Consider the following 25432-nt stretch of genomic DNA (forward strand, 5'->3'; position numbering starts at 1 on the left):
TGATCGTAATATCACACTACACTCTTAATGCAATAGCAGAAAGGAAGAGCCGCCATGCGCTACGAAAAGGGCCGAAAGGACGCCTCCCGCGATCGCATCGTCGAGGTCGCAGCCCAGCGTTTTCGCGGTGACGGCATCGCCGCGTCCGGACTGGCAGCCATTATGGGCGACGCCGGGCTGACGAACGGAGCCTTCTATCCGCATTTCCAATCCAAGGCGGAGCTTGTGCGTGAAAGCCTGGTAGCGGCACTGGAGAGCCAGATGCAGCAACTGCAGGAGGTATTGGCCGCCGGTGGTCCGGAGATGGGCATAGCGGCGTATCTGTCAGCTGCGCACCGGGACAACCCGGGAACGGGCTGCGCCAACGCCGCGCTGCTCCCGGAACTCGCGCGTCAGCCGCTCGAAACGCGCCAAGTCTACACCGAACGCTTGCTGGTTTTGGTGCGCCAGTTGTCTGCAGCGCTTCCGCAGGCCAGGGATCCGGAAGGCGTTGCCATGGGCGTCTTTGCGACCCTCATCGGCGCGCTTCAACTGGCCCGCGCGGTGGCAGGGACCGAATTGTCGGATCGCTTCCTTGCGGCAGGAGCAGATGCCGCGCGCAGGCTGATCCAGCCACGTGACGGCGAGAAGGCATCCTAGAGGCCGGTGGCGGCAGCGGCAAAGGGCCCTGACATCGTCCTGCGGGTCGCACACAGGAAGGGCCGGCTTTTGGAGGCGGGCCGAACCGGTATTTCGCTCCGATTCAATCGGGTCTAACGCAGATGCCTGAGCTTGTCGGGATTGCGCATGACATAGACGGCCGCGATCTTGCCGTCCTCGATGTCAAGCGCGGTCGTCTGCAGTTCGCCATCGGCCTCCTGGGTGACGAACCCCGGCAGTCCATTGACGAAGCCGATGCGCACCAGCGTCGAGCGATTGTCGCGCAGCCAGGCCGCGACTTGCGCGTATTGCTTCATGACGGCGTCCAAGCCCAGCACCGGCGCCAAAGCCGCCGGACGCTTGCCGCCGCCATCGGCATGAGCGCTGACATCTGCCGTCAGCAGCGCGCCGAGCGCCTGCATGTCGCCGCTGCGCGATGCCGCGAAAAAGGCTTCGGCGATCTCCAGGCCACGCTGCTTCTCCACCTTGAAGCGGGGCCGCGCCTCGCGGACATGGCCCCGTGCGCGAGCGGCAAGCTGGCGGCAGGCGGCTGAATCGCGCTCGATGGCGGTCGCGACCTCCTCGAATTCCAGCCCGAACACATCGTGCAGCAGAAAGGCCGCCCGCTCGAGCGGCGAAAGCCGCTCCAGCGCCAACATCAGCGGCAAGGTGACATCTTCAAGATCGTCCTCTTCGACGATCGGCTCGGGCAGCCAAGGGCCGATATAAGTCTCGCGCTGGCGCCGCGTGGATTTGAGCTGGTCAAGGCAAAGCCGCGTCACCGTGCGGCGCAGGAACGCTTCTGGCTCGCGAACCTGCGAGCGGTCGGTCCCCATCCAGCGGATGAAGGCATCCTGCACGACATCCTCGGCGTCGCTCACCGAGCCCAGCATGCGATAGGCGACCCGCATCAGCTTCGGACGCAGCGGGCCGAAGCCCGCTGCCGCGTCGTCGGGTGCCGTCGCCGTCATCAGGCCGCCTTGGCGCTGGCGCGTATCGTTGCTGCGTCGGTGTAGAGCCCGAAGCCAACGGCGATGCGGTTCCAGCCATTGATGATGTTGATCAAAACGGTGAGCTTCACCTGCTCCTCCTCGGTGAAATGCGCCTTAAGATCATCATAGGCGCTTTCGCGGTCCTGTCCTTCCGAGAGGCGCGTCAGCGCATCGGTCCAGCCGAGCGCGGCACGCTCGCGGTCGCTGTAGCAGGGCGCTTCGCGCCAGGCCGGCAGCAGATAGATGCGCTGCTCGGTCTCGCCATTCTCGCGCGCTTCGGTGGCATGCAGGTTGATGCAGTTGGCGCAGCCATTGATCTGCGACGCCCGAAGCTTCACCAGCTCGTTGAGGCTGTGCTCGAGCCCGGCGGCGACGGAGAGTTCGGTCGATGCGCGCTGCCACTGCTTGATCAGCGCAGGGGCGGCGGCGAAGAGGTCGATTTTGGCGGTCATGATTGCAGTCCTTGTGTTGGGTACGCCATCATGACGAGGCAGGTCCGGCCGGTGTGACATTCAGGCTGGATTTTTTCGAAGGTGCTTTCCCGGCGCGTTCAATCGTCTTTGATCAGCACGATCTTCGCCGGATCGAAATCGATCCCGACCATCGTCCCTTCCGCCACGGCGGGTGTGACATCAGGCGATGTCGCGAACAGTTCGACCGCCGGATTGCTGATCGCGATCCGGTATTCCATGTGGTCGCCGAGATACGAGCTCTTGACCACCCGGCCCTTCATGGTGCCCGCTGGCTGGCCGGGCAAGATGCGCACGGCATTCGGGCGCACAGCGAGCATCGCCGGCCCCGGAGCGTTACCGCGACCCGGCATGTCGAGCAGCAAGGGTCCGACCTTGACCCTTGCACTGGTCGCATTGCTGGAAAGCACCTCGACGTCGAGCAGATTGGCGTCGCCCATGAAGTCGGCGATGAAACGGTTGGTCGGCTCGTTGTAGAGGTCGCGCGGCGTGCCGTCCTGGGCGACGCGAGCGGCGTTCATGACGATGATGCGGTCGGAGACGGCGAGCGCCTCTTCCTGGTCATGCGTGACATAGACCATGGTCAGCGCCAGATCTTGCTGCAGGCCGCGGATTTCGTCGCGCACCCGCCGGCGCAGCTTGGCGTCGAGATTGGACAGCGGCTCGTCGAACAGCAGCACCTTCGGCTCCAGTACGATGGCGCGCGCCACCGCGACGCGCTGCTGCTGGCCGCCGGACAATTCGCTCGGCTGGCGCTTCTCGTAGCCGGACAGGCCGACAAGCGACAGCTTTTCGGCGGCGCGCTCGGCTGCCTGCGCCTTGCCAAGCCCCATCGCCCGCAGGCCGTAGCTAACATTCTCCATCACGTTCATATGCGGAAACAGCGCATAGGACTGGAACACCATGGAGACATCGCGCTCGGCGGCGGACAGCAAGGTGACGTCCTTGTCGTCGATCAGGATGCGCCCGGTGCTGGTCTGTTCCAGCCCGGCGATCAGCCTGAGCGTCGTGGTCTTGCCGCAACCCGAGGGCCCGAGCAGCGTCACCAGGCTGGCCGGCGCGATGTCGAAGCTGACGTTGTCGACGGCGATCACCGCGCCATATTTCTTGGTGACGCCCTCGAACCGCACCGCTGGCCTGTCCGTCGCAACCGGGGCAGCAGTCTTCGCCGTCTGATCCACGCCGCTTCTCCCCATCAGATTGCTGCCACAACGGCTTCCGGACCAGGCCGGCGCCGGCCGAGCCGGCGTTCGCCGACCAGCAGCTGGATGCCGATCAGGATGACCATCATGACGACGATCATCACCGCCGAATAGACAATCGCGATGCCGTATTCGCCGACATCTGCGCGCCCGACAATGTAGACCGTGGCAAGGTTGAACCGGCCGCTCGCCAGGAAGATGACGGCGCTGACCGCCGTCACCGCGCGCACGAAACTGTAGATCATCGCGGTCACGATCGCCGGCTTCAGGATCGGCAGGATCACCCGCCGCAAGGTAGCAAAAGACCGCGCCCCAAGCGTCAGCGATGCCTCGTCCAGGCTCTTGTCGATCTGGCCCAGATTGGCGAGCCCGGCACGGATCGCCACTGGCATGTTACGGAAGATGAAGGAGATGACGATGATCAACCCGGTACCGGTCAACTGCACCGGCGGCACGTTGAAGGCAAGGATATAGCTGACGCCGATCACCGTGCCGGGAATGGCGAAACTCATCATGGCCAGGAACTCGAACATGGTACGCCCGGCGAAACGCTGCCGGTCGAGCAGATAGGCCGTCAGGATGCCGAGCGCCGCGGTGAACGGCATCGCCACCAGCGCAAGGCCGATGGTCATCAGCAGCGACGGCCAGGCCGAGCCGCTGAAAAACCAGCCATTGACGCCTTTCTCGATCGAAAAGGCGGTGAGGAAATATTGGAGCGTCGGCGTGTTGTCGCGCCCGATCGATTGCACGAAACCGCCGCCCAGGATGATGCCGTAGACCACGATGGTCAGAACCAGCCACGGAACGACGGCGGCGTAGCAGCCGATCCGCAAGGCCTTGGGCAGCGTCGCCGGTACGCCGCCATCGCCCTTGCCTGCGACGGTGACGTAGCTGCGGCTGCCGATCCAGCGGCGCTGGATGACGAAGGCTGCCAGCGTGAACATCAACAGCACGATCGCCAGCACCGCCGCGCGACCCTGGTCGTGCGCCGCGCCAACCACCGCGAAGAATATATCGGTCGACAGCACGTTGAAATTGCCTCCCAGCACCAGCGGATTGGCGAAATCGGCCATGCTCTCGATGAACGAGATCAGGAAGGCGCTGGCCAGGCCCGGCCGGATCAACGGCCAGGTGACGGTGCGAAACGTCCGCCAGCGGCTGGCGCGCAAGGTCTGCGACGCCTCCTCCATGCTCGGGCTGACCCCTTGCAGCACGCCGACCAAAACCAGGAAGGCGATCGGCGTGAAGGCCAGCACCTGCGCGATGGTGATGCCGGCCATGCCATAGATCCAGCGGCTGCGCGGAATGCCGAGATGCACCGACATGAGGTTGGTGACGATGCCGGCGCGGCCGAACAGCAGGATCAGCGCCAGGCCGATGACGAAGGGCGGCGTGATGATCGGCAGGATGGACAGGCCGCGCAGCAACCATTTGGCCGGCAGCTTGGTGCGTAGCGCGATCAGCGCCAGCGCTAGGCCGAGCGCCGTGCAGAAAAAGCCGACGAGGACTGCGATCGCCACCGTGTTCCACGCCACGCCGCAGGAGCCCTCGCCATAGAGGCAGCGCAGGCTCCATATGTTGGCGCTAAAGATCTTATCGAAGAACAGCGCCGGCACGACATTGCCGTCATTGTCCTTGATGGCCGAGGTGAGGATCGACAGCAGCGGATAGGCGACGAACAGGATCAGCGAAGCAATCACGATTGAGAGCGAGCCGACGACGAAACGGTCGCCCTTGCACCATCCCCGCGCAGCGAGCGCCTCGGCGATGAACATCAGCATCGCCACGGCATAGAGCGCCGCGCCCCAGCCAAGCCCCGGCTGCATCGGTCCCGGCGTGCCGGCGATCCGGGTAAGCAAGCCAAATCCCCAGCCCGAATGGATGATGGAAAAGCCTTCGATGGCCAGCCACAGCAGGCCCGCCGCGCCTGCAACCGCCAGGCTCTTGGGGTTGTTGCGCGCCACCAGCCAGCTCGCCAGCAGAAGCGGCAGGATAAGCGGCAACAGCCAGGGCCGGCCACCGAGCGCCAGCATGATGGCCGGCGTCGCATCCGCCGGCTGTGCCAGCCAGTCGAACGAAAGGAAGCCGCCTTCGACCTTGTACCAAGGCAAGAGCACGAAGCTCGCCCACGCGGCCATTACCCAGGGGAGCGCGCTGCGTCCAGGAGCGGAACTGACCATGGAACCGGCCGCGGCCATTCAATGTCTTTCTGTTGCCAAAGGATGGTGCGCCAGCTGCCGCGAAGGGCAGCCGGCGATCAGAGATGCTAGAGTGAGCGCAAAAGAACGCGCTCAGCCGCCGTTGCGAACCTCGTCGGTGAACTTCTTCAACAGCCGCTTGCGTTCGGCGGACGAGCCGTATTTGGCGAAATCGTAGTCGATCAGCTTGATCTTCGAGAGGTCCGGCGCCTCGGGCGGCACCGGCGTGGCGGTGTTCGACGGGATCTGGAAGCTGCCGTTCGGCGCCGCGAGCTTCTGCGCGTCCGGGCTCAGCGCCCAGTCGTAGAATTTCTGCGCCTCTTCGGCATGCTTGGCGCCCGTCACGATGCTCATCGAACCGATCTCGAAGCCGGTGCCTTCGCAAGGCGACACCACCTTCACGGCAGGGTTCTGTTTCGCGGCATTGATCACGTCGTGCTGGAAGGAGATGCCGATCAGCGTCTCGCCCTTGCCGACGGCGAGCGCCGGCGCGGCCCCTGCCTTGGTGTATTCGGCGATGTTCTTGTTGAGCTGCTTGAGATAGTCGAATGCCTTGTCCTCGCCCATCAGCTGGACGATGGTGGCAAGCATAGTCCAGGCCGTGCCCGATGAATTCGGGTCGGCCATCTCGATCTCGCCCTGGAATTCCGGCTTGACCAGATCGGCCCAGCACGCCGGAGCGGTCAGCCCGCGCTGCTTCAGATCTTCCTCATTATAGCCGTAGCCGAGCGCACCGAGATAAATGCCGACCGTGCGGTTCTTCGACCTGTCGGCCTGCTTCAGCGCCCAGTCGCGCAAGTTTGCCAGTTGCGGCGACTTGTATTCCTGGGTGAGGCCCTCTTCCGCCGCCTGCAGATGCGGGTCGCCGGTGCCGCCCCACCAGATATCGGCTTGCGGATTGTCCTTCTCGGCCCGGAGGCGGGCGTAGATTTCGCCGGCGCTCATGCGGGTCATGTCGACGCTGACGCCCGTCTCCTTCTGGTAGGTGGTCGCCATCGCCCGGCACCAGGCCTCGTCGACGGCGCAATACATTGTGAGGCTGCGGTCGGCCGCCTGGGCGGCACTCGCCAATCCGAACATGGCCAGCGCCGCGCCAAGGCCAAGCCAGGCGGCGCGCAAGCCTTGCTTACTGTCAAATGTCTTCATCGATATTCCTCCCTGTCTTCTCACTGGAAACGATCTACCCGTCGTCGAGCGGCACTCCGATCACCTGGGACAATGTCGCCGCAACACCGGGTGCTGCCGCAAGCACGGGATTGCCCTTCGCCATGCCATCGCCGTCGAGGAACCGGTTCACCCGGCCGCCGGCCTCCTCCACCAGCAGCAATCCGGCCAGGCAGTCCCACGAATTGATGTGCAGCTCGGCATAGGCATCCGAGCGGCCGTCGGCCACATAGGCCAGCCCAAGCGCTCCGGAGCCGGAGCGCCGCACATTGGCGCCGAGTGCCCAGACAAGGCTCACCTTGTCCAGATAGTCGCGATTGGGAATCCTCGGCGACCAGCCGAACTCGACAAAGGCGCGGTCGAACGCTTGCGTCGGCGACACATGGATCGGCGCGCCATTGCGCGTCGCGCCTTGCCCGCGACGGGCAAAGTACGTTTCGCCGACGGCCGGATTGGCAATGCCGCCGATCTCGCTGCGGCCGTCCTCGACGAAAGCTATCGAAATGCAGAAATGCGGAATACCGCGCATGAAATTGGCGGTGCCGTCGATCGGGTCGACGACCCACATGCGGGCAGAGCCGATGCCGCCGCCTTCCTCGCCCAAAAACCCGTCCTGCGGAAAAGCCTCTGCCAGCGTGGCGCGGATGTGCTCCTCGACCTTACCGTCGGTTTCAGTGAGAAAATCCTGCGGGCCTTTCATCGCCACCGGCTGGACGGCGCCCTGCCGGGCATAGCCTTCCATCGCCAGTTGCCCGGCCGTGACAAGCAGTTTCCGGCAGACCTCGGCACGCCTGTCCATCTCGGCCTTGGACAGCCGGTCCGCCTTCGGATGCGCCGCCGCCCTGCTCATGCAGCCGGTCCGGACAATCGCGCCCTCAATGCCGTCTTCGGCGAAATGGACAGGGTATTCCTCCGATGCCACTCTTGAGCCGGCTTGTATTGCACGGCTGTGCAAAGCTGTTGCATTCGGCCATGCCTGTCAAGTGCGGTGGGTGGCAATGGCAGAAGAGTTGCATTACATTGCACGGGCGTGCAAAGAATCACGAAAACAGCAGCGAGAGCGTTGGCTTGACGGTTCCGAGAATCCGCACCGGTTTTTCCAGCGCCCAGCAGGTTGCCGACCTCGCCGGGGTTTCACGTTCGGCGGTGTCACGTACCTTCACGCCCGGCGCTTCCGTTTCCGGGGAAACCCGCGAGCGAGTGATGCTGGCGGCCGAGCAACTCGGCTATCACGTCAACCATCTGGCTCGCGGCCTGATGCGGGCCTCGACCGGCATTGTCTGCCTCATCGTTGCCGATGGCGACACGCCCTATCATGCCCGCCTGCAGAAGGCGCTGACCCAACATCTGCGGGACGCCGGCAAAATGGCCATGGTGTTCAACACCTCCGGCCCCAGCCACCATGTCGACCAGGCGCTGCGCAACACGCTGAACTATCGCGCCGATGCGAGCATCGTTCTGTCCGGCTCGCCGCCGCAGTTGCTGATCCGCACCTGTCTTGAGAACGGCCAGCGGCTGGTGCTGATCAATCGCGATGACCGCTTCGACGGCCCGCACAATATCGGTGTCGACAACGCTGCAGCCGCAGAGGCAGCGCTGCATGCCTTCATCCGGGCCGGCTGTACCCGCCCCGCTTTGGTGACCTCGGCTGCCGGCACGCCCAGCCTGCTCTCCCGCGAAACCGCCTTCCTTACCGCGGCGCAGGAGGAAGGGCTGGAGGTGACCGTGTGGCGCGAGGGCCGCACCGGCTATGCCACCGGAGCCGATGGCGCCAGGCGGCTCTTTTCCGGCCGGCAGCGGCCGGATGCGGCGTTCTGCGTGACCGACCTGATTGCGTGCGGCTTTCTCGATGCGGCCCGCCACGAGTTCGGCATCAACGTACCCCGCGATCTCTGCGTCATCGGCTTTGACGACATTGAACAGGCCGACTGGGCCTCTTACCGGCTGACGACGTTCTCGCCGCCGATCGAGGAGATCGCCAGGCGCGCCGTGCGGCTCGCGACCGGCGCGCGGGAGGAGGCTGGCAGCCGCCTGATCTGCCATGCGCCCATGGTCTGGCGCAGCACGGTGAGGCCGGGCCAGGGCTGATGCGAAACATGTGTCGGTCAAGACGGGAAACGTACTGATGTCCAAGAAAAAGGCCAGGAAGACCCGCCAGGCGGCAAGACCGGTGGAGATAGCTGTAGGCCCCGAAATCCGGAGCATGATGCGCAAGTTCGGCCTGACCGAGGAAGAAGCACTGCGCATGATGCGCGAATGCGATGCCACCCTCTATGGCGCCAACTCCGGGCACGTGCAGCCAGGATCTTGACGGCCCGCCAGGCGCGAACGGAATTTTAATGTAAATCAAGCGTAATCCCGACCGTTAAAATGATGCGTATGTGTTGGGGTTGCGCATGCCGGAATATTCTTTCTTCATCCGCTCGATCCGGATCCGCTACATCTCGGGATTGCTCATCTTTGCGCTGGCTTCCACCGCGGTGATGTTTGCGCTCAATCGCGTCAATTCCTTCCGCCACGACATCGACGCGCTGAGCAGCAATCTCGTCATCTTCACCCGCGACCTGCGCAACGCCTCCAGCTTTGCCGAAACCGCCAGCACGGCCTGGCGCACCGAAACCCGTGACGGCCTTGCCGCCGCCGCGCGCGGCCATTCGCAACGCCTGACCAGCGAGATCGAAACACTGTCCGCGGAGTTGGCCGCGATCAAGCCGAGCCTGTCGGCCAAAACGCTGGACGAACTCTCGTCGGCCGCCGTCAACGGCGACCTGTTCTGGTCGTCGCGTGACATCGTGCGCAACTTCAACCTGATGTCGGCGGCGCAACAGACCGACGAATGGAGCTCGCGCGAAATCCTCAACCAGAACGACCTGTTCGTCCAGCCGATGCTGATGCGTGTGCGGACCGCCATGGATGGCGAACGCCATCTGGCCGACGCCTCCAGCGACAGGCTGCTGTTGTGGGCAAGCGGCCTTCTGTTCGCGGTTCTTGCCATCGTTGCCCTCTGGATCTTCCGGCCGATGGAAAAGGCGATCCGCCGCGCCTTCACCGAATCCGCCGTATCCTTGTTCAAGGCCGAAGCGGCCGACCGCGCCAAATCGGAATTCCTGGCCAATATGAGCCATGAGATCCGCACGCCGATGAATGGCGTGCTGGGCATGGCCGAACTGCTCGCCAAGACCGAGCTTAACGCGCGCCAGAAGACCTTCACCGATGTCATCGTCAAATCGGGCAATGCGCTGCTCACCATCATCAACGACATCCTTGATTTCTCCAAGATCAATGCCGGTCAGCTGACGCTCGATCCTGCACCCTTCCGGCTTGCCGAAGCGGTCGAGGACGTGGCCACACTGGTGTCGGCGCGCGTCGCCGAAAAGAACCTCGAGCTGATCGTGCGCGTCGACCCGCGCCTGCCTGCCCATGTCGTCGGCGATGCCGGACGGTTCCGTCAGATCGTCACCAATCTGCTCGGCAATGCGGTGAAGTTCACCGAGAAGGGCCATGTGCTGATCGATGTCGGCGGCGAGGTGGTCGACGGCATGGTCCAGCTCAAGGTCCGCGTCGAGGACACAGGCATCGGCATTCCTGCCGAGAAGCTCGAGAACGTGTTCGAGAAATTCGCGCAGGTCGACGGCTCGTCGACGCGCCGCCATGAAGGCACCGGCCTCGGCCTTGCCATCGCCGCCCGCCTCATCGACCTGATGGGCGGCAAGATCGGCGTCGAAAGCGAGATCGGCCGCGGCTCGGTGTTCTGGTTCGCCGTGCCGCTGCCGGCGCATCAGCAGGACACGCGCAACGAGATCGTGCCGGTCGATGTCACCGGCGCCCGCGTGCTGGTCATCGACGACAACCCGGTCAACCGCGAGATCTTGCTGGAGCAGCTCAGAAGCTGGAGCTTCGACTGCGCGGCCGCCGAAAGCGGCGCCGTCGGCCTCGCCTTTCTAGACCGGGCCAGCCAACTCGGTGCTGCGGTCGACTGCATCATCCTCGACTACCAGATGCCCGGCATGAACGGCGCCGATGTCGCCAAGGCGATTTCCGCCGACAGCCGTCTCTCCGCCATCCCGGTGGTGCTGCTGACCTCCGTCGACCAGGTCGATTTCGGCAAGATGGTCATCGATTTCGGCATCGCCGCGCATCTCACCAAGCCGGCGCGCTCGGCCATCCTGCTCGGCACCGTCATCTCGGCCATCCAGAAAGCGCGGGCCCAGATCGGCAAGGCCCAGTTCGTTCGCGAGCCTGTCGTTCAGCAGGCGGCACCCGTGACGCCACCCGCCTTCACCGTCATTCGCGGCCCGGCAATTCCGGCGGCCACAGTGCCTGAATCGATCGCCACGCCAAACGGCCCGATCGATATTCTGATCGCCGAGGACAATGACGTTAACCAGCTGGTGTTCGGCCAAATCCTCAATGGGCTTGGCCTCAGCTACCGCATCGCCAGCAATGGCCGCACGGCCGTTGAGATGTACCGGGCGCTGCGGCCGAAGCTGATCCTCATGGACGTCTCCATGCCGGAGATGAACGGCTACGAGGCGACCCGCGCCATCCGGGCGGCGGAGGCAGCGAGTGGCAATCACACACCAATCATCGGCGTCACCGCTCACGCACTGAAGGGCGACCGCGACAAATGTATCGAGTCCGGAATGGACGACTATCTGCCCAAGCCGGTGTCGCCCGACCGCCTCGGCAGTAAGATCGGCACATGGCTCAGCGAAACGGTCGCGGTAAAGAGGGCTTGATCAAATCGCCGCGTCCAGACGATAGCGGCGCATCCAGTCCAGACTAATCTCGTCCGAGAGCTTGGCGACGCCCGGCTTTACGTCGGCGGCATTCGGCGCCGGAACGCCCAGGGCCTTGCAGATGGATGCCAATGCCGCTGCCGGATCGCCTGACAGGCGCTCATAGCCGATGCGCAGCGGGACGATCCCCTGCTCCGCGAACCAGACGTTCCAGCCCGCGTCATAGGCTTCGAGTTCGGCAAGCTCGCGCTGGATCCGCTTGAAATCGTAGCGGGGTTCCTGCGGCGGTGCGACCCGTTCGATCTCGGTTCCGTCGGGCGCGATGTGCCAAAGCCCAGTCTGCTCGGCCTTGATCAGCGACACCGCCTGCGCCAGCTTGTTTTCGCGCGAAAGATGGATGTAGAGGATCCGGCCGAAGGCCTTTTCAAAGCGTGCTTTGTCCGATGGCAGGTCTGGGTAGATCCGGTCGAGGATGGCCGAGAGTTCACCCAGGTTTTCCCGCATCAGGCGCAAGCCGAAGACGGCTGTTCCGCCCTTTCCCGCGCTGATTGCCGCCTTGAGGTAGGCGACATCGAAGTCATGCGCGCTCATCGTCTCGGGATGCGCCAATTTCCACTCTTCGGCCCATTCCGCCTTGTCCTCCCGCCTATAGAAGGAGTGCGGATCGCCAGCTGTTTTCGTCGAGGCCAGAAGGCCGCACAGCAAGGTGCTTCCGGTTCTCGGCGTGCCGCAGATTATGTAGCCGTCAAGCATCTCGGGGCTCTGTCGCTTGTCATGGATTGGGCTAACCTCGCCAGGCGCGGTGACACGCGCGCTTTGCGAAGGACTCCAGTCTAGCCGCGCCGGAAGGGATAGAGGAATTGCTGCCAGTATCCGTTCGGAACGGGATGTCCGTGAATGCCGTAGCCGTTCGGCCAGCGCCCTTCGGGCATATGATGGGTACCGAACAGCCGGTCGAGCAGCGGGAAATGGATGGCGAAATTTACGTCGATCGCTTCTTTCTCGAGGCCGTGATGCCAGTGGTGGTAACGCGGCGACACCAGCACCTTTTCGACTGGACCGAAACTGGTTCCGATGTTGGAATGGATGAAAGACGAATAGACGTAGACGATCAAAATATACGTCTGGATAGCCGATTCATCGAACCCCAGCACGAACATCGGGGTTGCCGTCAGGCTGCGCAGCATGATGATTTCCAGGAAATGCATGCGCGCACCGGCAATCCAGTCCATCGACTTGGCGGAATGGTGCACGGCATGGAACTTCCACAGCCAGGGAATGCGATGAAAGGCCCGATGCACCCAATACTGGGCAAAGTCGGTCAGGAACATTACCGCCAGCAGTTGCACCAGCCACGGCAAGTCGTGGACCCAGGCGCGCACCGAACCAAGGGCGCCCTGCGCATTGACGAAGTTGGACGGCGCCAAGGTCAGGTAGGTCAAAATCTGCACCAGCAGCGATGAGACCAGATAGTAGAACAGGTCCTCGCGCCATTCGTCGCGGAACACGGTCTGATCCTTGCTGCGCGCGAAAAGACGTTCGAGCGGAACGAACAGCACACCCATCAACAGGGCGTTCAGGATGAAGAAATCAAGCCCGAAGAACACCCCTTCGATGTGCAGTTGATGGCGCACCGGAAGCATGCCGACCAGCGACGCCAGCAGCACAGTGAACATCGCTGCCGCGCCGAGCGTCTTTTGCCTGCGCAGCGTCATGCTGAGGATCGCCAGGATATAGCCGGAGATGAGGACGAAATAGAGCACCGGCTTGAAGAACAGCATCTGGTGGATGGGGGCCAGATCCGGCATCGATGTAAGCGCCGGGTAGCGCAGCACGATGACCATCAGCAGGGCGGTGACCCCGGCAAGCAAGCCAATCGAGCCGGACAGCCAGCCAGAACCGAACGGCCGTTTGGCGCGAGGCGTTTCAAGTTCACCGACGACGCGTCTAAGGAAATTTGTCACCGGCATGATGTTCCCCCGTTAACGGCCTTCAAAAGGTCTCGCCGGAAATTTCCACCCGTCTTACTACAGCAGGGCTCATAAATATTTAATCGACACGACTTTGCAGGCCAGAGCGGCTATCGGCTTTTGGGGCAATTGGTAAAAGCTGCGATCGTGTCAAAGACACCGGCCACTATAGTCGGAATCTTTCCTGGATGCGACGGGCGCATTCAAGCGGCGTCAGCCGGCTGGTGTCGACTTCGAGGTCGTAGTCTATGCCCCTGTGGATGCGTCCATATTGCCAGCGCGCCAGGCCGGGCAGCCTGTCGGCGCGCGCGGCCTCGCGCGCTTCCAGCACCTCCAGCGGCGCCATGACGCCGACCAGATGCAGGTCAAAGCTCGACAGCAACTCGACATACTCCGCTATCTCGTCATTGAAGATCACGTCGTCGACAATGAGATTGTTGCCTTGCCCGGCCATGGCGGCGATGGCATGGCGCATGCCGCGCATGGTTCGCGCGCCGATCGGCCCGCTCCTGATCACCACCGACCGCTTGCCGTCCTCCAGCACCGTCTCAAAGGAAAACCCGTCGGCATGATCCTGCAGCGCCGGCGGCAGCATGTCGATGAAAGCATCCATCTGGACATGCAGGAACGGTTCAGCGGTGATTGTTTGCAGCGCCCTGGCGATCGAGCTTTTGCCGGCGCTGCCGACGCCATTAAGCAGGACGATTTTGGCCGTCATGTCGCCCCCTATCGGTTGCGCACGACGATACAGGCGCCGCCGACGCTTTGCAGTTTCTGGCAGATGACGTTGGCGGCGGCACGGTCGTCGACGCCGATCCTGACGGCGTAGATGCCGCGTCGGCCGATCGGCGTGCGCACCCGGCTGACCACCGGGTCACGACCGGAAAGCAACGCCGGAAACCGGCTCCTGACCCGCAGCCACTGATTGATCGCAGCTCCCCTGCGGAAATTGCCGGCCACCTGGACGCCCCATGGCTTCACATTGATCGACGCCATCGCCACGGTTCTCGACATGATCACCGGCAGCTTGCGGCAGGCGACGGCAAAGCTGGTTTTCGCGTCGAGCGGCTCGACCGTCCCGGCGTAAGCGCTGTCGGAAAACTTGTCGACGGGTTCGCCCATGACGTCGAAGACATAGCTCTCTGTCTCCATCGGCAGGAAGCCGCCCGAACCCAGCCAGCGCGACACCCGGTTCTCGCCGGCATTGTAGGCGGCCGCCGCCAGGCCGAGATTGCCGTAGGCGAGCTTCATCTCGCCGAGATATTTCGCCGAAGCCGGGATCGCCTGGTCGATGTCGAAAGGATCGGCCAGCCCGCGCATCTTGGCGGTGCCCGGCATGAACTGGGCGATGCCTTCGGCACCGACCGGGCTAACCGCATTGGGATCGAAGCGGCTTTCTTTCCAGATCAGCCGGGCGAAGTAATCCTTCGGCAGGCCGTTCCGCTCGGCATGCGTCTCGATCAGGTCACAGACATGGCCGATCAATCGTTTCGCCGCCGAGCGCGATTGCGGTGGATCGGCAAGTGCCTGTCCGGCACTCAGCCCGCAGAGCAGGATCACACCGGCTTTGAGCAGCCCCCGCATGGCTCATTCGGCCGCGGCTTTGCCGTGCTGGCCAAACCGCCGCTCGATATAGTCGGCAACCATTTTTTCGAAATCGGCGGCGATCGACGGACCGCGCAGCGTCGCCGACTTCTTGCCGTCGACGAAGACGGGTGCGGTCGGCATCTCGCCGGTGCCGGGCAGCGATATGCCGATATCGGCGTGCTTGGATTCGCCGGGGCCGTTGACGATGCAGCCCATCACCGCGACCTTGAGGTTCTCGACGCCGGGATATTTCTCCCGCCAGACCGGCATGTTCTTGCGCAAATCGGCCTGGATGTTCTGGGCGAGCTCCTGGAACACGGTGGAGGTCGTGCGACCGCAGCCGGGGCAAGCGGCGACGATCGGCACGAACTGACGGAAGCCCATGGTCTGCAGCAGTTCCTGCGAGACCTGCACCTCGCGAGTGCGATCGCCATTCGGCTCCGGCGTTAGCGAGATGCGGATGGTGTCGCCAATGCCTTGCTGCAAGAGGATGCCCATGGCAGCCGACGAGGCGACGATGCCCTTCGAGCCCATGCCGGCTTCGGTGAGGCCAAGATGCAGCGCATGGTTGGAACGCGTGGCAAGCTCGGTGTAGACGGCGATCAAATCCTGCACGCCGCTGACCTTGGCCGACAGGATGATCTTTTCGCGGGCGAGGCCTATTTCTTCGGCCATTTCGGCCGACAGGATCGCCGACTGCACGATCGCTTCGCGGGTTACTTCCTGCGCCGTCAGCGGAAAGCCTTGGCGCTGGTTCTCGTCCATCAGCCGGGTGAGCAACTCCTGATCGAGCGACCCCCAATTGACGCCGATGCGCACCGGCTTGTCGTATCTGATCGCCATTTCGACGATCGCTGCGAACTGGCGGTCCTTCTTGTCCTTGAAGCCGACATTGCCGGGATTGATGCGGTATTTGGCCAGCGCCTCGGCGCAGGCTGGATGGTCGGCCAGCAGCTTGTGGCCGATATAGTGGAAGTCGCCGACCAGCGGCACATTGATGCCGAGCCGCTCGAGCCGTTCGCGGATGCGCGGCACGGCGGCGGCGCTCTCGTCACGATCGACGGTGATGCGCACGATCTCGGAGCCAGCGCGATGCAAAGCCGCAACCTGCGCGACGGTCTGGTCGATATCGGCCGTGTCGGTGTTGGTCATCGACTGCACGACGACCGGCGCGCCGCCGCCGACGACCACGCCGCCGACATCGACGCCGACCGATGTCCGGCGCGCAAAGGGGGAGGAAAAATACCCGGTCATGCCGGCAGCCTCTTGATCACCCGAGCGACACACGTCCACGTCGACGCACGCTCAATCAGCTATCAGCGCATAGCGCTGAGGTTCGGGCATGAGGTGGAGGAGCAAAGATGGCTTGTCAATGGCGACAGACAAGCAGAGCCGCCAAATCGCAGCAGCGCGGCGACCCCACAGACGGGTTTCGCCGGCCAACAGTATCGGAATCAGTAGCAAAAACAGGCCTCCGGCGGCATGTCGCCACCGGAGCGATAGTCACGCGCCAAGGCGGCGCGTCTAATCCTGGAAGGGCGTCAGTGTCTCGTCGGTTTCGCCTTCAGTTTTTCAATCTCGTCCTTGAGTGCCAGCTTGCGTCGCTTCAGATTCACGATTTCGAGGTCGTCGACCGATGGATGGTTCATCGCATCGTCGATCTCGCGTTCGATATCACCGTGTTTCCGCTGCAACTCATCAAGATGGGATGCAAGAGACATGATTGGTTCTCCCTTTCATGGTTTTCCTCGATTGCAGCCGTCAAAGGCACGTCCACCGCAGGTCGCATCTGTGACGGCACCATGACAGTCTGCCACCATCCGGCTGCGATGTCGAATGCTGCGTGGTAGCATTCCACGACAATGTGATATGTGATATTGGCTGCGCGCCGGCGGCAATTGATGCCGCCCCCGCCCAATCATGCCCATTGCCGGGCGCCGCAGACATGCAGACGGTAGAGAATGTCCGACCAGGAAAAGGCCGATGTCCGCCTCGAATTTTCCCGCCTGAAGCAGGAGCATGCCGATTTCGACGCGGCCATCAATGCGATGATCGCCATGGGCTGCGACCCCTTGCAGATCCAGCGTATGAAGAAGAAGAAGCTTTTCCTCAAGGACCGGCTGATGGCGCTGGAAGACAAGATCATTCCGGACATCATCGCTTAGCCGACGGCCTCCGGGCCTAACTGCTCACCCCGCTATCGACAGCCGCGCCGCGCGATGGCGCAACAACGTCAGCAATTCGTCGGTCTTCTCCGCTGAAGTGTCGATCGGCACCACCAGGCACATCGTCGCCTCGACCTTGCCGGCGGCCGCGAAGACAGGGGCGGCCAGGCATTTGGTGTAGGCGTCGACCAGCCCCGAAGTGATGCAATAGCCGGTCGTTCTGGCCGTCGCGATATCGGCAATGAAGTCGTCGAACTGCAGCCTGCGGCCGTCGGGCAGCAAAAGGTCGTCTTCCGAGACCATGTCCTGGATGGCGGCCCTTTCCAATCCGGCCAGAAGCAGCCGCCCCGATGCCGTCCATGGCAGCGGGATCTGCAGGCCGGTGGCCGAGCTGATGCGGAACGGCCTGGTGCCGGGGCTGGAATGGACGATGGTATAGCGCCCGCTTTGCAGCATGCACAATTCGGAGGTCTCGCCGGTCTCGCGCGACAGATTGTCGACCTCCTGCCGGCCCCGCCTAAGCAGGTCGTTGCCCCTGACATAGTCCATCCCATAGAGGTAGAGCTTCTTGCCGAAATAGACCCGGTTGCCGTCGCCCTCCATCTCCAGGAGACCCGCATCGACCAGCGAACGCACCAGCGTATAGGTGGTGGAGCGCGGCGCATTCACCCCCTTGGCTAGATCGCCAATGCCGATGGCGCGCTGGGTAACATGCAGGAAGTCCAGGATCTCCAGCACCCGGTTGAGGCCTTTCTCGCGCGAGCCGGAGGTCTTGTCGGGCGTCGGGCTCTCGGCTGGACCAAGCTCCGCCCGATCCGTGAGTCCATTGCTGTCTTGCATAACTGATTCCTGATGTTAGTATCTGTCTTGTACAGGATACATGTGTCTATTGTAAGAGACAATTCAGGTCGGAGACACGTGTGTCTGTAAGGGGAACTCAAACAACAGGAGGTCGCAGTGAACGACGCATCCAAGCGAGATTTTCTGAAACTGGGCATGGCCGGGCTTGCAACGGCGGGCGTGATGACCGCTGTCAGCGCCGAAAAGGCGGCGGCACAAGCCGCATCCGACAGCGTTCTGCGCACCGCGCTTGACCGCGGCAAGCTGATCGTCGGCACCGGCAGCACCAACGCGCCATGGCATTTCGAAAACGATGCCGGCGAGCTGGTCGGCATGGACATCACCATGGGCCGCATCCTGGCCAAGGGTCTGTTCGACGATCCGAGCAAGGTCGAGTTCGTCATGCAGGATCCGGCGCAGCGCATCCCCAATGTCACCACCAACAAGGTCGACATCACCATCCAGTTCATGACCATGACCGCGCAGCGCTCGCAGCTGATCCATTTCTCCAGGCCATACTATGTCGAGGGCGTCGCCCTGCTGACGCTGCCGACTGCGGAAAACAAGACCTTCGACAAGCTGCTCGCCGGCGGCTCGGCGACGCGCATCTCGATCCTGCAGAATGTCGATGCCGAAAGCTCGGTCCATTACGCCCTGCCGGAGGCGCAGGTGCTGCAGATCGACACCCAGGCCAATGTGCTGCAGGCACTGGAATCGAAACGCGCCGATGCCGCCGCTGTCGATCTTTCAACCGTGCGCTGGCTGGCCTCGCGCAACCCCGACAAATATTTCGATGCCGGCAAGAGCTGGTACTCGATGCTCTACGGCGCGGCGGTCAGGCAGGGCGACCTGGACTGGCTGACGTTCGTCAACCAGACCTTCACCATCGCTATGTTCGGCCATGAGACCGCACTCTACGACGCCGCCTTCAAGGACTATTTCGGCCAGGAGCCGCCGGCCCGCCATCCAGGTTTCCCAGTTGTCTGACAAGTGCTGGCGGAAGGGTTAGCCCTTCCGCCTTCTAGTTCGCATCCCCTTGGTTATTGCGGGAGACGCATGGGCTATACGCTCAACTTCAACCTGATCTGGCGGCATTTCGACAAGCTGTGGGGCGGCCTTCTGCTCAGCCTCGAGCTTGCCGTGATTTCGATTGCCATCGGCGTCGTCATCGGCCTAGTGCTGGCGGTCTGGTATGTCTCGGCCGGACGCGTGGTGCGCGCCATCATTGCGGCTTACGTCGAATTCATCCGCAACGTGCCGCTGATCCTGCTCGTCTATCTCGTCTTCTACGGCCTGCCGACGGTGATCGACGTCGCCTACGACGCGCCGACCTCGTTCGTGCTGACGCTGTCGGTCTATAGCGGCGCCTATCTGGTCGAGGTGTTCCGCTCCGGCCTGGAAGCCGTGCCGCGCGGCCAGCTCGATGCCGGCAAAGCCATCGGCCTGACGCCCTGGCAGCGGCTGGTTCATGTGCGCCTGCCGACCATGCTGCGCATCACGCTGCCGGCGCTGTCCAACACCTTCATCTCGCTGTTCAAGGACACGTCGATCGCCTCGGTGATCTCGGTGCCCGAGCTCACCTTCGGCGCCCAGTGGATCAACTTCAACACCTTCCGCATCGTCGAGGTCTATCTGGTGACGACGGCGATGTATCTGGTGACCGGTTACACCCTGCTGTTCGGACTGCGGCTGGTCGAACGCCGGTTCAGGGCTGCGCGCTGACATGCTGAGCCAGATCCTCTACGCCGTACCGTTCCTCGCCCAGGGCTTCGCCATCACCTTGTGGGTGTCGCTGCTGGTCGTGGTGCTGTCGCTGATTGCCGGCGTCGCGCTCGGCGTCGGCCTGGTCTACGGCCCGGTGCCGCTGCGCTGGGCCGTGCGCATCTTCTCCGACACCATCCGCGGCATCCCGATCCTGGTGCTGATGTTCTTCGTCTATTACGGCCTGCCGGCCATCGGCCTGCATCTGCAATCCTTCTCGGCGGCGGTGCTGGCGCTGACCTTGTTCAAGACGGCGCAGGTCATTGAGTATCTCCGCGGCGCCGTCGGCTCCATTCCCAAGGGCCAGTCAGAAGCGGCGATGGCCATTGGGCTGACCTTCCGCCAGCGGCTCACCTACGTCATCTTTCCGCAGGCCTTCCGGCGCTTCCTGCCGCCCTGGATCAACGGCGTCACCGATGCGGTCAAGGGCAGCGCCCTGGTCTCGCTGCTCGGCATCACCGACCTGATGCAGGCGATCAACCAGGTCATCGGCCGCACCTATGAGGCGATGCCGCTCTACATCCTCGGCGCCTTGATCTATTTCGCCGTCAACTATGCGCTTTCCTACGCCAGCCGGCGGCTGGAACGGCGCTTTGCCTTCATCCGGGACTAGCACGATGGCCACAAGCTCGAACGACAATGCTGCCCTTCTCGACATTGCCGGGGTCTCGAAAGCCTTTGGTTCGGTCGAGGTGCTTCGCGCGGTCAGCCTCAAGGTGGACAGGGGCGAGGTGGTCACCGTCATCGGCCCTTCCGGCAGCGGCAAAACCACCCTGCTGCGCTGCGTCAACTTTCTCGAAAGCTACGACTCAGGCTCGATCCGAATCGACGGCAAGGAGGTCGGTTTTCGTGAGGTCGGCGCGCGCAAGCGGCGCAGCGAGCGCGACCTTGCCAATATGCGCGCCGAAACCGGCATGGTGTTCCAGAGCTTCAACCTGTTTCCGCACCTCACCGCCGCCGGCAACATCATGCTCGGCCTCACCAAGGTGCGCGGCAAGAGCAAGGCCGAGGCGCGCCAGATCGCCGAGCATTGGCTGAGCCGCGTCGGCCTTGCCCACAAGGCCGACAGCCTGCCGGCGGAACTCTCCGGCGGCCAGCAGCAGCGCGTCGGCATAGCGCGGGCAGTCGCCATGGAGCCGAAGATCCTGCTGCTCGACGAGATCACCTCCGCGCTCGATCCCGAATTGGTCGGCGAGGTGCTGGCCGTTGTGCGCAGCCTGGCCGAAGACGGCATGACCATGGTGATGGTCACGCACGAGATGGCCTTCGCCCGCGACGCTTCGAGCCGCATTGTCTTCATGGCCGATGGCGGTGTCAGCGCTGTTGGCCCGCCGAAGGAGATCCTTGCCGAAGAGACCACCAATGAGCGCCTGCGCTCTTTCCTGGCGCGGTTCCGCGCCTCGCATTTCTGACATGGGCGGCCCAAAGCAATTCCAGGAAAAGTGTAAGCGGTTTTCCCGGGAAAAGCGCGAAGCGCTTTCCCTTGGGAATTGCGTAAAACAACAGGCCGGCCCAAGGAGAATTCTTCCATGACGCCTTACATCCGGCTCGCCGAGCTCGGCCTGATGCTGCCCGAGCCGCCGACGCCGATCGCCAATTTCGTCACCCATGCGGAAAGCGGCCGGCTGATCTTTCTTTCGGGTCAAGGGCCGCTGCGCGCCGACGGCACGCTGTGCACCGGCAAGGTCGGCGAGGACGTCACCGTCGAGCAGGCCTATGAGCATGCCCGCCTCACCGGCCTCAACCTGCTCGCCGTCATGCACGCCGCCGCCGGCGATCTCGGCCGCATCGTGCGCGTCGTCAAATTGCTCGGCTTCGTCAATGCGACGCCGACCTTCAGCGACCACCCGAAAGTGGTCAATGGCTGCTCGGACCTGTTCGCCAGCGTCTTCGACAAGATCGGCGGCCATGCCCGCTCGGCGATCGGGGTCGGCTCGCTGCCTGGAAACATCACCGTCGAAATCGAAGCGGTCGTCGAGATCGCCGCCTGACCGTCAAGGGATTGCTGAACATGAAAACCTATTCCGACACCGGCTCCAACACCACGATCCGTGAACGGCTGGGACTGCGGCCGATCATCAACGTCTCCGGCACGATGACGACGCTCGGCGCCTCGATCATCGTTCCCGAGGCGATCAGCGCCATGGCCGAGATCGCCTCGCAATGGGTGGAGATGGACGATCTGCAGCGCGCCGCAAGCGTGATCACCGCCCGCCTCACCGGCGGCGAGGCCGGCTTCATCACCGCCTGCTGCGCCTCAGGCATCACAATGGCGATCGCCGGGGCGATGACCGGCACCAATTTGCTGGCGATCGAACGGCTGCCCGACGATACCGAAGGGCTGAAGTCCGAAGTCGTCATCCAGCTCGGCCATATCGTCAATTACGGCGCACCGATCGACCAGTCGATCCGCGTCGCCGGCGCCAAGGTCATTCCGGCCGGCACGGTCAGCGTCACGCAGGATTATCATGTGCGCGAGGCTATCAACGAGCGCACGGCGGCGGCGCTCTACGTCGTGGCGCACCACACCGTGCAATACGGCATGCTTTCCCTAGAGGAATTCTGCGATATCTGCCACGCCAGGGGCGTGCCGGTGATCGTCGATGCGGCTTCCGAATATGACCTGCGCAGCTTCCTGGCGCGCGGCGCCGACATCGTCGTCTACAGCGGCCACAAATTCCTTTCGGGGCCGACCAGCGGCATCGTCGCCGGCCGCAAGGATCTCGTCCGCGCCGCCTATCTGCAAAACCGTGGCGTCGCCCGCGCCATGAAGGTCGGCAAGGAAAGCATCGCCGGCACGATGGCGGCGCTCGAAGCCTGGGAAAAGCGCGACCATGCCGGCATCCGCCGACGCGAGGAAGCGGCGCTCCATCTGTGGAGGGATTCGCTGCAGGGAATACCCGGCATCGTCGCAAACATCATTCCCGACCCGACCGCCAATCCGCTCGACCGGCTGCAGATCTTCGTCTCCCCCGAAAGCCGCTTCAGTGCCGCCGGCCTCGCCTCGGCATTGGCGGCCGGATCGCCGCCCATCATCGTGCGCAACCACGAAGTCGAGCGTGGCCATTTCTTCCTCGACCCGTGCAACCTGCACCCAGGCGAGGCCGAGATCGTCGCCGAACGCCTCCGCGCCGTGCTCACCGCGGCCGACAGGCCGGCGGATGCGATGAGACAGCCGCGAAAGGATTCATCCGGCGCCCTGCGCTGGCCGGACTAGGCTGCGGCGGCCGCCATCCTTGCGGGCCAGCCCGAATTCCGCTAAGGCGCGCCTTTACCGCCGGGAGCATGCGCTTGACCGACCACCGCGCCGACGTCGCCATCATCATGGGCAGCCAGTCCGACTGGGCGACGATGCGCCACGCCGCCGAAACGCTGGAGGCGCTGGGCATTCCGCACAAGCGGCTGATCGTCTCCGCCCACCGCACCCCGGACCGCCTCTATGATTTCGCCAAAGGCGCCAAGGCGGCCGGCTACAAGGTGATCATCGCCGGCGCCGGCGGCGCCGCCCACCTGCCCGGCATGACGGCGGCGATGACGCCGCTGCCGGTGTTCGGCGTGCCGGTCGAATCGAAGGCGCTGTCCGGCCAGGATTCGCTGCTCTCCATCGTCCAGATGCCGGCCGGCATTCCGGTCGGCACGCTTGCCATCGGCAAGGCGGGTGCGGCCAACGCGGCCCTTCTGGCGGCCGCCGTGCTGGCGCTGCACGACGAAAAACTTGCCGCCCGCCTGGATGCCTGGCGCACCGCCCAAACCGCCAGGGTCGCCACCGAACCGACGGACGCGCCGTGAGCCTGCCCGCCGGATCGAGCATCGGCATCATCGGCGGCGGCCAGCTCGGCCGCATGCTGGCTGTTGCCGCAGCGCGCCTCGGCTACCGCACAATTATCCTCGAACCGCAGGCCGATTGCCCGGCGGCTCAGGTCGCCAACCGCCAGATCACCGCCGCCTATGACGATGCGGACGCCCTTGCCGAACTGGCGGCAGTCAGCGCCGTCGTCACCTACGAATTCGAGAATGTGCCGGTAGCGGCTGCCGGCGCGCTCGCCGCCAAGGTCCCGGTCTATCCGCCGCCCAGGGCGCTGGAAGTCGCCCAGGACCGGGTGGCGGAGAAGCTATTCCTGAACGGCATCGGCATCAGGACAGCGGATTTCCGCTCCGTCGACAATGACGACGAGCTGACGGCGGCGCTGAGAGAGTTCGGTGGCAGCGGCATCTTGAAAACCCGCCGCATGGGCTATGACGGCAAGGGCCAGCGCGTCTTCCGCAACATGGAGACGGGCGGCTTTGCCGGCACATGCGAGACCATGGGCAATGTGCCGCTGATCCTCGAATCCTTCGTCGCTTTCGAGCGCGAAATCTCGGTCATCGCCGCGCGCGGGTTGGACGGCGCGGTCGCCGCCTACGATCCGGCTGAGAACGTCCACCGCGACGGCATCCTGCATACCTCGACCCTGCCGGCCCAGATCAGGCTGGAGACGGCGGCGACGGCACAGGGGTCGGCAGCGAAAATCCTGGCGGCCCTCGACTATGTCGGCGTCATCGGCGTCGAGTTCTTCGTTCTTGCCGATGGCACGCTGCTGGCCAACGAAATGGCGCCGCGCGTGCACAATTCCGGCCACTGGACGGAAGCCGCCTGCATCGTTTCGCAATTCGAGCAGCATATCCGCGCCATTGCCGGCCTGCCGCTGGGCAACCCTGGCCGGCATTCAAACTGCATCATGGAAAACCTGATCGGCGACGATGTGCTGCGCGTACCCGCTTTGCTCGCCGAGCCCGATCTGATGCTGCATCTCTACGGCAAGGCGGAAGCGCGCCCAGGCCGCAAGATGGGCCATTTCACGCGCATCAGCCGCCGTAGCTAAGCCATTCCGGCACTTTGCGCGAGGGCGTGGATCGAGCCCTATTGCAGCTCGTCGTTCAGATCCCCGTCCTCGTCGGGGCTGGCGCAACTCGCATCGCCTTCCCTACAATTGGCGCCCGCGGTGAGCTGTTTGATGCGCTGGTCAGTCAGTTCGGTCAGGCATTGTGAAACCTCCATCGGATGGATGGAGCCGCCCTCGCTGTCTGTCGTCGTATAGGCGCATTCGGCGTCGCGGAAGGCGATCCAGGCGCGTTGCGCGACCTGCAGCAGCTTCCTGCTCTTGTCGTCGTTGCGACCGACGAGATCCTTGTAGGCCTGGTTGAGCTTGGCATCGGCCGCCTGATAGTCCTCGCCGGCGCAGATGTTCATCATCTGCTGGCTGTCGTCGTTGCGGTCGCATTCCTGCGCCTGCGCGGTGGATGCCGCTGCCACAACGGCAAGGCAGGCGGACACAAACAACAGGCGCATGGAGGTCTCCAAATCGGCTTGCGGGTGCCGCACCATTCCAGCCCGTCTTCGGCTGCGCAATGGCGTGGAGCCGAGATGGCGGATATTTGATGGCCAAAGCCATTCTCGGCCTCTATCCAGCACGCTTGCGGTTGACACGGGCAAGGCTCCTCGTTTATGAGCCACCGCAAGTTCAAGGCGCGCTTTTCAGGCGCGCCTTAATAATTCGGCCCGGATAGGGCCCAGACTGACGGGCAAGACCATGAAGATCAAGAATTCGCTCAAGGCGCTGAAGGCGCGTCACCGCGACAACCAGCTGGTTCGCCGCAAGGGCCGCGTCTACATCATCAACAAGACCGCTCCACGCTACAAGGCGCGCCAGGGCTGAGTGTTCGGC

Annotated in this window: 28 protein-coding genes; 14 read left to right on the forward strand and 14 right to left on the reverse strand. The window is 63.7% G+C overall.

Features of this window, described 5'->3' with window-relative positions; all coding sequences use genetic code 11:
• Positions 1–54: 54 nt before the first annotated feature.
• Positions 55–639, forward strand: a complete 585-nt coding sequence (locus NKJ18_RS20730) for a TetR/AcrR family transcriptional regulator (protein ID WP_352759447.1) — start codon at positions 55–57, stop codon at positions 637–639.
• Between the two features lie 113 nt (positions 640–752).
• Here the strand turns inward: NKJ18_RS20730 and NKJ18_RS20735 are convergent, their stop codons facing one another.
• The 6 genes from NKJ18_RS20735 to NKJ18_RS20760 form a co-directional block, all read right to left on the reverse strand.
• A complete protein-coding gene (locus NKJ18_RS20735) occupies positions 753–1610 on the reverse strand; it encodes a sigma-70 family RNA polymerase sigma factor (protein WP_352759449.1) in 858 nt (285 codons plus the stop codon).
• The gene (locus NKJ18_RS20740; protein WP_023673089.1) at positions 1610–2083 is read right to left on the reverse strand and encodes a carboxymuconolactone decarboxylase family protein; all 474 of its coding nucleotides are present in this window, start codon (positions 2081–2083) and stop codon (positions 1610–1612) included. Before NKJ18_RS20740 ends, NKJ18_RS20735 begins: the two co-directional genes overlap by 1 nt.
• Before the next feature lie 98 nt (positions 2084–2181).
• Positions 2182–3282 (reverse strand): ABC transporter ATP-binding protein, encoded by a 1101-nt coding sequence (locus tag NKJ18_RS20745; RefSeq protein WP_352759451.1) that lies wholly within the window; start codon positions 3280–3282, stop codon positions 2182–2184.
• A gap of 14 nt (positions 3283–3296) precedes the next feature.
• Positions 3297–5501, reverse strand: coding sequence for an ABC transporter permease (locus NKJ18_RS20750; RefSeq protein WP_245260134.1), 2205 nt, complete (start codon positions 5499–5501; stop codon positions 3297–3299).
• 93 nt (positions 5502–5594) lie between these two features.
• Positions 5595–6620 carry an ABC transporter substrate-binding protein gene (locus NKJ18_RS20755; RefSeq protein WP_023748323.1) on the reverse strand — a complete coding sequence of 342 codons (1026 nt, stop codon included), beginning with the start codon at positions 6618–6620 and terminating at the stop codon, positions 5595–5597.
• 61 nt (positions 6621–6681) lie between these two features.
• Positions 6682–7515, reverse strand: coding sequence for an inositol monophosphatase family protein (locus NKJ18_RS20760; protein WP_050588586.1), 834 nt, complete (start codon positions 7513–7515; stop codon positions 6682–6684).
• Positions 7516–7733: 218 nt separating this feature from the next.
• On the opposite strand from NKJ18_RS20760, the gene NKJ18_RS20765 reads away from it, so the two are divergent.
• From NKJ18_RS20765 to NKJ18_RS20775, 3 genes are all read left to right on the forward strand, one after another.
• Positions 7734–8753, forward strand: coding sequence for a LacI family DNA-binding transcriptional regulator (locus NKJ18_RS20765; RefSeq protein ID WP_084569953.1), 1020 nt, complete (start codon positions 7734–7736; stop codon positions 8751–8753).
• A gap of 37 nt (positions 8754–8790) precedes the next feature.
• The gene (locus NKJ18_RS20770) at positions 8791–8976 is read left to right on the forward strand and encodes a hypothetical protein (protein ID WP_023684018.1); all 186 of its coding nucleotides are present in this window, start codon (positions 8791–8793) and stop codon (positions 8974–8976) included.
• 85 nt (positions 8977–9061) lie between these two features.
• Positions 9062–11404: a response regulator gene (locus NKJ18_RS20775; RefSeq protein WP_352666344.1), complete on the forward strand. Its 2343-nt coding sequence runs from the start codon at positions 9062–9064 to the stop codon at positions 11402–11404.
• Here the strand turns inward: NKJ18_RS20775 and NKJ18_RS20780 are convergent, their stop codons facing one another.
• The 6 genes from NKJ18_RS20780 to NKJ18_RS20805 all read right to left on the reverse strand — a co-directional run bounded on the left by NKJ18_RS20780 (position 11405) and on the right by NKJ18_RS20805 (position 16682).
• Positions 11405–12157, reverse strand: a complete 753-nt coding sequence (locus NKJ18_RS20780) for a Stf0 family sulfotransferase (RefSeq protein ID WP_352759454.1) — start codon at positions 12155–12157, stop codon at positions 11405–11407. It lies immediately after the preceding gene.
• An 80-nt stretch (positions 12158–12237) separates the two neighbouring features.
• Positions 12238–13374, reverse strand: a complete 1137-nt coding sequence (locus NKJ18_RS20785) for a sterol desaturase family protein (protein ID WP_352759456.1) — start codon at positions 13372–13374, stop codon at positions 12238–12240.
• A 166-nt stretch (positions 13375–13540) separates the two neighbouring features.
• Entirely contained in the window at positions 13541–14092 is a 552-nt protein-coding gene (locus NKJ18_RS20790; RefSeq protein WP_352759458.1) for a chloramphenicol phosphotransferase CPT family protein, read from the reverse strand.
• Between the two features lie 8 nt (positions 14093–14100).
• A complete protein-coding gene (locus NKJ18_RS20795; protein WP_027050792.1) occupies positions 14101–14958 on the reverse strand; it encodes a transglycosylase SLT domain-containing protein in 858 nt (285 codons plus the stop codon).
• A gap of 3 nt (positions 14959–14961) precedes the next feature.
• Positions 14962–16215, reverse strand: a complete 1254-nt coding sequence (ispG, locus tag NKJ18_RS20800; RefSeq protein ID WP_023754125.1) for a flavodoxin-dependent (E)-4-hydroxy-3-methylbut-2-enyl-diphosphate synthase — start codon at positions 16213–16215, stop codon at positions 14962–14964.
• A 287-nt stretch (positions 16216–16502) separates the two neighbouring features.
• Positions 16503–16682 carry a YdcH family protein gene (locus NKJ18_RS20805; protein ID WP_023684024.1) on the reverse strand — a complete coding sequence of 60 codons (180 nt, stop codon included), beginning with the start codon at positions 16680–16682 and terminating at the stop codon, positions 16503–16505.
• 240 nt (positions 16683–16922) lie between these two features.
• Between NKJ18_RS20805 and NKJ18_RS20810 the strand changes: the two genes are divergently transcribed.
• Entirely contained in the window at positions 16923–17126 is a 204-nt protein-coding gene (locus NKJ18_RS20810) for a YdcH family protein (RefSeq protein WP_023673103.1), read from the forward strand.
• Between the two features lie 24 nt (positions 17127–17150).
• Here the strand turns inward: NKJ18_RS20810 and NKJ18_RS20815 are convergent, their stop codons facing one another.
• Entirely contained in the window at positions 17151–17966 is an 816-nt protein-coding gene (locus NKJ18_RS20815) for an IclR family transcriptional regulator (protein WP_023684025.1), read from the reverse strand.
• A 156-nt stretch (positions 17967–18122) separates the two neighbouring features.
• Between NKJ18_RS20815 and NKJ18_RS20820 the strand changes: the two genes are divergently transcribed.
• The 8 genes from NKJ18_RS20820 (at position 18123) to NKJ18_RS20855 (ending at position 24589) form a co-directional block, all read left to right on the forward strand.
• On the forward strand, positions 18123–18953 hold the full coding sequence (locus NKJ18_RS20820) for a transporter substrate-binding protein (RefSeq protein ID WP_023673105.1): 831 nt from the start codon (positions 18123–18125) through the stop codon (positions 18951–18953).
• A gap of 69 nt (positions 18954–19022) precedes the next feature.
• Positions 19023–19688, forward strand: coding sequence for an amino acid ABC transporter permease (locus tag NKJ18_RS20825; protein ID WP_023693641.1), 666 nt, complete (start codon positions 19023–19025; stop codon positions 19686–19688).
• A gap of 1 nt (position 19689) precedes the next feature.
• The gene (locus tag NKJ18_RS20830) at positions 19690–20340 is read left to right on the forward strand and encodes an amino acid ABC transporter permease (protein WP_023698475.1); all 651 of its coding nucleotides are present in this window, start codon (positions 19690–19692) and stop codon (positions 20338–20340) included.
• Positions 20341–20344: 4 nt separating this feature from the next.
• On the forward strand, positions 20345–21139 hold the full coding sequence (locus tag NKJ18_RS20835) for an amino acid ABC transporter ATP-binding protein (protein WP_023754123.1): 795 nt from the start codon (positions 20345–20347) through the stop codon (positions 21137–21139).
• Positions 21140–21256: 117 nt separating this feature from the next.
• Positions 21257–21718, forward strand: coding sequence for a RidA family protein (locus tag NKJ18_RS20840; protein ID WP_023715046.1), 462 nt, complete (start codon positions 21257–21259; stop codon positions 21716–21718).
• 20 nt (positions 21719–21738) lie between these two features.
• Positions 21739–22944: an aminotransferase class V-fold PLP-dependent enzyme gene (locus NKJ18_RS20845; protein ID WP_023673110.1), complete on the forward strand. Its 1206-nt coding sequence runs from the start codon at positions 21739–21741 to the stop codon at positions 22942–22944.
• A gap of 74 nt (positions 22945–23018) precedes the next feature.
• The gene (purE, locus tag NKJ18_RS20850) at positions 23019–23516 is read left to right on the forward strand and encodes a 5-(carboxyamino)imidazole ribonucleotide mutase (RefSeq protein WP_023708578.1); all 498 of its coding nucleotides are present in this window, start codon (positions 23019–23021) and stop codon (positions 23514–23516) included.
• Positions 23513–24589, forward strand: coding sequence for a 5-(carboxyamino)imidazole ribonucleotide synthase (locus tag NKJ18_RS20855; RefSeq protein WP_023702776.1), 1077 nt, complete (start codon positions 23513–23515; stop codon positions 24587–24589). Before purE ends, NKJ18_RS20855 begins: the two co-directional genes overlap by 4 nt.
• A 38-nt stretch (positions 24590–24627) precedes the next feature.
• Here NKJ18_RS20855 and NKJ18_RS20860 read toward each other — a convergent pair whose 3' ends face one another.
• A complete protein-coding gene (locus NKJ18_RS20860) occupies positions 24628–25056 on the reverse strand; it encodes a lysozyme inhibitor LprI family protein (RefSeq protein ID WP_031251619.1) in 429 nt (142 codons plus the stop codon).
• A 241-nt stretch (positions 25057–25297) separates the two neighbouring features.
• On the opposite strand from NKJ18_RS20860, the gene ykgO reads away from it, so the two are divergent.
• On the forward strand, positions 25298–25423 hold the full coding sequence (gene ykgO, locus NKJ18_RS20865) for a type B 50S ribosomal protein L36 (protein WP_006327841.1): 126 nt from the start codon (positions 25298–25300) through the stop codon (positions 25421–25423).
• Positions 25424–25432 lie beyond the last annotated feature (9 nt).

Origin of the sequence: Mesorhizobium sp. M0217, from assembly GCF_040321955.1 — a bacterium.
Lineage (GTDB): Bacteria > Pseudomonadota > Alphaproteobacteria > Rhizobiales > Rhizobiaceae > Mesorhizobium.